Source organism: Cupriavidus sp. BIS7 (assembly GCF_000292345.1).
GTDB lineage: Bacteria > Pseudomonadota > Gammaproteobacteria > Burkholderiales > Burkholderiaceae > Cupriavidus.
The window spans coordinates 61,704-69,082 of the sequence record NZ_ALOU01000042.1; the positions used below are offsets into that span (position 1 = coordinate 61,704).

Consider the following 7,379-nt stretch of genomic DNA (forward strand, 5'->3'; position numbering starts at 1 on the left):
TAATGAGAGGCATACTTAGGAGTGTCGCGGCCGTTGCGATGATGCCGGTGCTGCTGTCCGCCTGCGGCGGAGGCGGCGATGGCAATTCGGCATCTGCCGGCACTGCCACAATGAACATCGCGGAGTCGGTCAACACCGGCACCGCTACCGTCGGAGACCGTGTCACATGGACCATCACTGCCCTCAATTCCGGCAGTGGGCCGACCACAAGCGCCACCACGCTGCTGGCCAACTTGCCGGGCAACGTGAGCGGCATTTCGGTGATACCGACAGGCGCTACCTGCGGTGACCCGGTAAGTACGCTGACCTGTACAGTTCCCGCCGGCCTCCAGCCCGGAAGCGGTGCATCAGTGATCGTCTCTGCGACAGTCAACGCGGCAGGCAGCCTGGTTAGCTCGGTCAAGGGCCTGGGTGCTGGTGCCACGGGTTGCGCCTCCACGGCAGATTGCAGCACGACGACCACGGCGAGCGCTCTTCCGGTGCCTCCCAATGTCAGCGTGACCGCAAGCGTGAGTACCACTTCCACCGCTGTTGGCGGCGCGGTCAAGTGGACCATCAACGTCGCCAATACGGGCGGCGTAACGACGGCACCGATCACGCTGACGGATACGTTGCCAGCTTCCGGTATCGGTACCGTCACGGTCACGCCGACCGGGGTCACCTGTAACCCGGTATCCGGCAACACACTGACTTGCACGATTCCCGCCGGCCTGGCTGCAACCAACGGCACTGCCAGCGTTGCTATCTCGACGTCGGCGACTGCGGCTGGCAGCCTTGTCAACACGGTAGTTCCAGGTACTGGCGCCGCTTGCACTTCGTCGGCTAACTGCACCACCACGACCGCGGTCGCATCCGTTGCCGCTCCGAATGTTCAGGTGTCCAACAGCGTCAACGAAGCCACTGGCTTTAACGGCGACGCGATCACCTGGACCATCAGTGCGCCCAATAGCGGCAGCGGTCCGACCACGGCACCGATCACCTTGACGGATACCCTGCCTGCGTCCGGCATTGGCTCTGTCTCGGTCACGCCGACCGGGGCTACCTGCCTTCCGGTATCCGGCAATACACTGACTTGTACAATTCCTGCCGGACTGGCCGCGGGCGCCGCCGCCAGTGTTGTCGTTTCCACGACGGCCACCGGGGCCGGCAGCCTGGTCAATACGGTCGCTCCAAGCACAGGTGCCACGTGCACTTCATCGCCTGGCTGCACCGCCACGACCACCGTCAGTGCCGCACGAGCACAGGTTGCGGGTTCCTGCGGGGTGATGATCGACATCGCGACCCTGAACAGCAGCTTCGGGGGCACGTCCGGCTCGATGGTCACGCTGGGGTCCCTTGGTACAACTTCCAGTGCCGGGCCCAATACGTCGACGTATCTTGCAGGGCTGAGTACAACTGGCGATGCGGCGGCTTTTGAAAGCTGGCCGGGAACGACGCCGGGCCCGAGCAGCGGGACGATGGTGACGGCTACTTCCGGGCAGTTCATCTGCGCAAGCCAGAATGGCTCAGCCACGACCGGCTCCAGCTCATCCGTCAAGTACACGTCGGACTTGACGAGCGGTACTGCCCCCGCTGTCAGCCTCGCAGGAAACATCCAGATCGCCAAGCAAGTCGGTAATCCTGGCATTGTGGAGTTCAACCTGCCGAGCCTTCACGACTTCAGCTTCGAGTTCTTCCGTGCCGGATCGAATGGCTACTCGCTGGACTACACCACCGATGGCAGCACGTGGCACAACATCGTGAACACTCCCGGCACCCGCAGCGCGTGTGCCAGCAACACATGTGATGAAACGAATCTTCTGACAACCGCCCCAACCGGAGGGACAACGGGAACGACCGGCGTCTATACGGCCACAACACCCATCACCGTACCGCTGGTGCTGCGCCTTTCAAACATCAACACCAGCGGCACGATGGTGATTCAAAAGTTGATGATCAAGCCCTGACGGATGGGGAATCAGTCCGGCCCTTGTGCCCCGCGCGGGCACCGGGGCCAGGCTGCCCAGTTCTGGAGTGCCGATACTGGCATCGGCATTCTGAACACCCAATGCCCGCCGCAGGCTCATTCGCCGTGAAGCTTTCTGGCTCCAGAGCCGCACTTCGCCATTCATGGTTCGCTCGCGAAACTCTCCGGGCCCGAACTGAAGTTACTTTATTCAAGAGGATGTCACATGCGTAGTAATCCGTTACGCGCGATATGGGCGGAGGGCCGCGCGGCGGTCAATGGGTGGTTGGCCATTCCAGACACCTTCAGCGCCGAAACAATGGCCCATCAGGGATGGGACACCCTTACCATCGACATGCAGCATGGTGTCGTGGACTACCAGGCAATGGTAAGGATGCTGCAGGCTGTCTCGACGACCCAGACTACGCCAGTTGTGCGAGTGCCATGGCTTGAGCCAGGGATTCTGATGAAGACCCTCGACGCAGGCGCTTACGGGGTCATCTGCCCCATGGTGAACAGCCGCGAGGACGCGCAGAGGCTGGTTGCCTACACAAGCTATGCACCGCGAGGTGTCCGCAGCTATGGCCCGGTACGCGCACTTCTCTATGGCGGTGCGGACTACCCCGAGCATGCCAACGACACGGTTGCCGTCTTCGCCATGATCGAAACCGCTCAGGCTCTCGATAACATCGACGCCATCCTTTCCGTCGAAGGCCTTGACGCCATCTACATTGGCCCATCGGACCTTTCACTGTCTCTCGGCTGTCGCCCAACTTTTGACGATGTCGAACCGAAGGTTGCCCAGGCAATCGACCACATACTGGAACGCGCGAAGGCACACGGTGTGGTCGCGGGTATCCACAACGGCGCGCCGGAAGCGGCACTACGGCGTATCGAAAAGGGCTTTCAGTTCGTCACCGTCAGTTCCGATGCCCGATTGATGGCCGCAGGCGCACGCCAGGTTGTCGACGCCATGCGCAATGGTCGTCGCACCGCGGAAACGCCGAACGGCTACTGAACAAACCATCCACACCAAAAATATTCGTACAGGACCAGATCATGGATATTGGCTTCATTGGACTTGGCATCATGGGCGCGCCGATGGCGCTGCACCTGGTGAACGCAGGCCATCAGTTGTTCGTGAATACACGCAGTGAACTCTCGCCGGAAGTGGCCGCGAGCCCGGCCATTCGCTGCAAGGATGCTGCAGAGGTGGCGCGGCGAGCCGCAGTGGTCTTCGTCATGGTCCCGGACACACCCGACGTCGAATCCGTGCTGTTTGGCGAGGGTGGCGTTGCTCAATCGCTGAATGGCAATGACGCTGGTGCTCGCAAGATCATCGTCGACATGAGTTCCATCTCGCCGACGGCAACCAAGGCGTTTGCCCAGCGGATCAATGCTCTTGGTGCGGACTACATCGATGCACCTGTTTCGGGCGGAGAAGTTGGCGCAAAGGCTGCGTCGCTCACCATCATGTGCGGCGGTGACGCCGCCGTGTTCGAGCGGATTCGCCCCTTGCTCGAGCTAATGGGGAAGAACATTACCCTCGTGGGAGGTAACGGCGACGGGCAGACCACCAAGGTAGCCAACCAGATCATCGTGGCACTGAATATTGCGGCAGTGGGTGAAGCGCTGCTGTTTGCTGCCAAGGCCGGTGCGGACCCCGCGAAGGTGCGCGACGCCCTGATGGGCGGCTTTGCTTCGAGCCGGATCCTGGAAGTCCACGGCGAGCGAATGATCAAGCGAACATTCGCGCCGGGTTTTCGTATCCGTTTGCACCAGAAGGATCTGGGGCTTGCACTCCAGGGTGCGCGTGAGCTTGGCGTTTCGCTGCCGCAGACTGCCGGTGTAGCGCAACTCATGCAGGCATGCGCAGCCAACGGGCTGGATGATCTGGACCATTCCGCGCTTGTTCGCGCGCTCGAGCTGCTCGCCGATCACGAAATTTCAGCTGCCGCTTAACACAGCAAGACCACAGCAAGACCATGGATGGCCTGCGGCTGGTTGCTCCGGCCATCCTTCACTGAACCCAATGGGTACGGCAATGACACGGCCAGATTCACGCCATTTGCTCAAAGAAATGTTCAACGCTGCAATCGCGGCTGCGCAGCCAGCGCTTTGCATTCCCGGGCACCTGCCTCCGCCGCCGAAAGGCCGTACCGTCGTCGTTGGCGCCGGCAAGGCGTCGGCAGAGATGGCTCGGGCTCTCGAGCAGAACTGGCCCGGTCAGCTCGAAGGGATGGTCGTGACGCGCTACGGCTACGACGTGCCGTGCTCACGCATAAGAATTGCGCAGGCCGCCCACCCGGTCCCGGACGCCGCAGGCCAACTTGCTGCAATGCAGATGCTGGCGAGCGTACAGGGACTGACAGAAGACGACCTGGTCATCGCTCTGATTTCTGGCGGAGGATCCGCGCTGCTGGCAGCACCGGCGGAGGGACTGACTCTGGAAGACGAGCAGGCTATCAACGCCGCCTTACTGACCAGTGGCGCGAGCATTTCCGAAATGAATTGTGTGCGGCGACATCTCTCGGCCATCAAGGGCGGCCGACTCGCCGCAGCTTGCTACCCCGCACGGGTGCTTACGCTGTTGATCTCGGATGTTCCGGGGGACGACCCGATGGACATTGCGTCGGGGCCGACGGTGGCAGACCCGACGACATGTGCGGAAGCCCTGGAGATCATCGATCGCTACGGGATAGCCGTGCCACATGCGGCACGGCTACTGCTTGAAAGCGGTGCCGGCGAGACCGTCAAGCCGTCAGATATCCGCCTCTCCCGCTGTGAAACCCGGATTGTCGTCACCCCCCAGATGGCCCTCGAGGCTGCAGCAGAGGTTGGGCGGAAGGCCGGCTACACGGTTCACATCCTCAGTGACAGCATGGAGGGCGAGGCGCGAGACATTGGCAAGGCTCATGCAGCGCTCGCACGTCAGGTCAGCTTGCATCGGCAGCCTTTCAAAGGTCCTTGTGTGTTGCTTTCCGGTGGAGAAACGACAGTCACTGTACGCGGCGCAGGGCGTGGAGGCCGCAATGTCGAATTCCTGCTTTCGCTTGCCATAGCGCTCAACGGATGCGAAGGCGTACACGCGCTTGCCGGTGATACCGACGGCGTGGATGGTGCTGAAGAGATTGCAGGTGCGGTTATCACGCCCGACACGCTATCACGGGCCCGTAAGGCTGGCGTGGACCCGCGCGCATATCTCGAAAGAAACGACGCACACAGTTTCTTCGAGGCGCTGGGGGACTCCGTCATCACTGGGCCGACGTTAACGAACGTTAACGATTTCCGCGCGATCGTGATCGGGTAACCAGAGGTCGCGTCATGGCCGGCAGTTGGCCCGCGCACGAATTGCCATGCAAGCATCTATTCTTTCAATAACCATTTTCGTGTTCTTCCCTGATGATGCTGAACGCCTTTGAACGGATCGGCGACATGCGTTGCGGCGTGGGCGAAAGCCCCGTCTGGCATGCGATTGAAGCTGCACTGTACTGGACCGATATTCCGAATCGCATGCTGTGGCGCTTCGACCCGGCAACCGGGCGTAGCGATCATTGGTCGTTGCCAGAGATGACGGGCAGCATGGCCATGACGGCCGACGGCGGCTGGCTGCTGGCGATGGAAACCGGTCTGTTTCGTATCGGGCGCCTTGTACCGGGCGAAGCACCGGAGTTGCCCCGGCGGGTGGCAACCGTGCCGCATGCTCGCAGCGACATGCGATTCAACGACGGCCGTTGCGACCGCCAGGGCCGCTTCTGGGCGGGCACCATGGTCCAGGACACGGCGCTGGGTGCTGCAGATGGCAAGCTGTACCGCTTCGATGCCGCGAGCGGTGTGCTCGACGTGCACCGCGACGCCATGATCACGCCCAACGGTCTGGCTTTCAGCCCAGATGGCCGCACGATGTACCTGTCCGATTCGCATTCCTCGCGGCAGTCCGTGTGGGTGTTCGACTACGACACCGAAGCAGGCGTGCCGTCCAACGGGCGATTGTTCATTGACATGCACGCCTATCCGGGGCGTCCCGATGGCGCGGCGATTGACGAGGACGGTTGCTACTGGATCTGCGGCAACGATGCAGGCCAGGTCCATCGGTTCACGCCAGATGGGCGGCTGGATCGCAGCATGGCCGTGCCATTCGCCAAGCCCGCAATGTGCGCGTTCGGCGGCGCTGACCTCGACACGCTCTTTGTGACATCGATCCGTACCGACGAGAGCGATCCACTGTCCGGTGCGGTGGTGGCGATGCGACCTGGCGTACGTGGCATTGCAGAGCCCGTGCTGCGCGGCTGACTGCGCACCGTAGCCGTTCAAGGCTTTTCTTCAAGGCATCCCGATTTCATGCTCTGGTTCCCTCCCGTTCCCAGGCACACGCTTCAGGCTGGCCGTCATACGCTGACCGTGGCCCCGGCCGCTGGCGGCCGCATGGCTTCGTTCACCACCACGCGCGCCGACCATAGCGTGATCGACTGGCTCGCGCCCATGCCAGAACACGCGATGTCCGAGGGCTTCCCGGCATACGCATGGCCGAAGGCGGGAAGCTATCCGTTGCTGCCGTTCTCCAACCGCATCCGCGACGCTCGCTTCCATTGGCAAGGGCGAACCATCGTGTTGCCCGCACACCCAGGTCAGCCGCACGCGATGCATGGGTTCGGCCACGTGCGCGCGTGGACGGTGGCGGAGCAGGGCACCAGCTCGATCACGCTCACGCTGGGCCATACGCCAGCGGGCGACGATTGGCCATGGCCGCTGACGGCGCGACAGGTGCTGGCACTGACCCCGGACGGTCTCGATGCCACGCTGACGATTCGCAATGACGGCAACAGCACGATGCCTGTCGGTGGCGGCTTCCACCCGTTCTTCGCGCGTGTGCCGGGGCTGCGCATCCAGTTCGATGCCGCGCATATGTGGCCGGCTGACGCAGGTGGCGTGGCCATCGGGCGCACAGAGGTGGGCGGGCACGAATGTTTTGCGAGCGAGCGGCAATTGCCCGATACCGACCTAAGTGTCTATTTCAGCGGCTGGACGCGCACGGCCATAGTGCAGCGACCGGACGGTGCGAGGCTCACGATGCGTGCGGATGCGGGGCTGGAGCACTTCGTGCTGCATGCTCCGGGCCATTCCGATTTTGTGTGCCTGGAACCGGTCTCGCACGTGGCGGATGCTGTGAACCTGGCGGCGAGTGGCTGGGAGGGAACGGGCCTTCGCGAGATCGGGCCGGGCGAATCGGTGTCCTTCCACATGCGGTGGCTCATCGAGGCCTGAATAGTGACGGCCGAAGCGCAGAAGACGATTCCGGCGTTGGGACAGATCCCAGCGAATAGGCTCAGACCTATTACCGGACGCCAATCGATCCTTTATCGTGTCTTGCACCCGCATTAGGGAAGGAATCCCCAACATGTCCGACTTGTCGCTCCAAAGCGCGCAGGCCCAA

General features: G+C 62.4%; 6 protein-coding genes. All 6 read left to right on the forward strand.

The genetic code is table 11. The features are described from left to right. Positions 1–38 precede the first annotated feature (38 nt). The 6 genes from B552_RS0115945 to B552_RS0115970 all read left to right on the forward strand — a co-directional run bounded on the left by B552_RS0115945 (position 39) and on the right by B552_RS0115970 (position 7,210). The gene (locus B552_RS0115945) at positions 39–1,946 is read left to right on the forward strand and encodes a DUF11 domain-containing protein (RefSeq protein WP_019450039.1); all 1,908 of its coding nucleotides are present in this window, start codon (positions 39–41) and stop codon (positions 1,944–1,946) included. A gap of 225 nt (positions 1,947–2,171) precedes the next feature. Next, the gene (locus tag B552_RS0115950) at positions 2,172–2,963 is read left to right on the forward strand and encodes an aldolase/citrate lyase family protein (RefSeq protein ID WP_026035713.1); all 792 of its coding nucleotides are present in this window, start codon (positions 2,172–2,174) and stop codon (positions 2,961–2,963) included. 41 nt (positions 2,964–3,004) lie between these two features. Further along, positions 3,005–3,907, forward strand: coding sequence for a 2-hydroxy-3-oxopropionate reductase (locus B552_RS0115955; RefSeq protein ID WP_019450041.1), 903 nt, complete (start codon positions 3,005–3,007; stop codon positions 3,905–3,907). An 82-nt stretch (positions 3,908–3,989) separates the two neighbouring features. Beyond that, positions 3,990–5,255, forward strand: a complete 1,266-nt coding sequence (locus B552_RS0115960) for a glycerate kinase (protein ID WP_026035714.1) — start codon at positions 3,990–3,992, stop codon at positions 5,253–5,255. Positions 5,256–5,347: 92 nt separating this feature from the next. Further along, entirely contained in the window at positions 5,348–6,238 is an 891-nt protein-coding gene (locus B552_RS0115965; RefSeq protein WP_019450043.1) for an SMP-30/gluconolactonase/LRE family protein, read from the forward strand. 48 nt (positions 6,239–6,286) lie between these two features. Then, complete coding sequence (locus B552_RS0115970; protein WP_019450044.1) at positions 6,287–7,210, forward strand: aldose 1-epimerase; 924 nt, start codon at positions 6,287–6,289, stop codon at positions 7,208–7,210. Positions 7,211–7,379: the final 169 nt, after the last annotated feature.

What these genes read in the sequence shown, in the direction of transcription:
- B552_RS0115945 (WP_019450039.1), top strand. Translation starts at nt 39, where the DNA reads ATGATGCCGGTGCTGCTGTCCGCCTGCGGCGGAGGCGGCGATGGCAAT.
- B552_RS0115950 (WP_026035713.1), top strand. Translation starts at nt 2,172, where the DNA reads ATGCGTAGTAATCCGTTACGCGCGATATGGGCGGAGGGCCGCGCGGCG.
- B552_RS0115955 (WP_019450041.1), top strand. Translation starts at nt 3,005, where the DNA reads ATGGATATTGGCTTCATTGGACTTGGCATCATGGGCGCGCCGATGGCG.
- B552_RS0115960 (WP_026035714.1), top strand. Translation starts at nt 3,990, where the DNA reads ATGACACGGCCAGATTCACGCCATTTGCTCAAAGAAATGTTCAACGCT.
- B552_RS0115965 (WP_019450043.1), top strand. Translation starts at nt 5,348, where the DNA reads ATGATGCTGAACGCCTTTGAACGGATCGGCGACATGCGTTGCGGCGTG.
- B552_RS0115970 (WP_019450044.1), top strand. Translation starts at nt 6,287, where the DNA reads ATGCTCTGGTTCCCTCCCGTTCCCAGGCACACGCTTCAGGCTGGCCGT.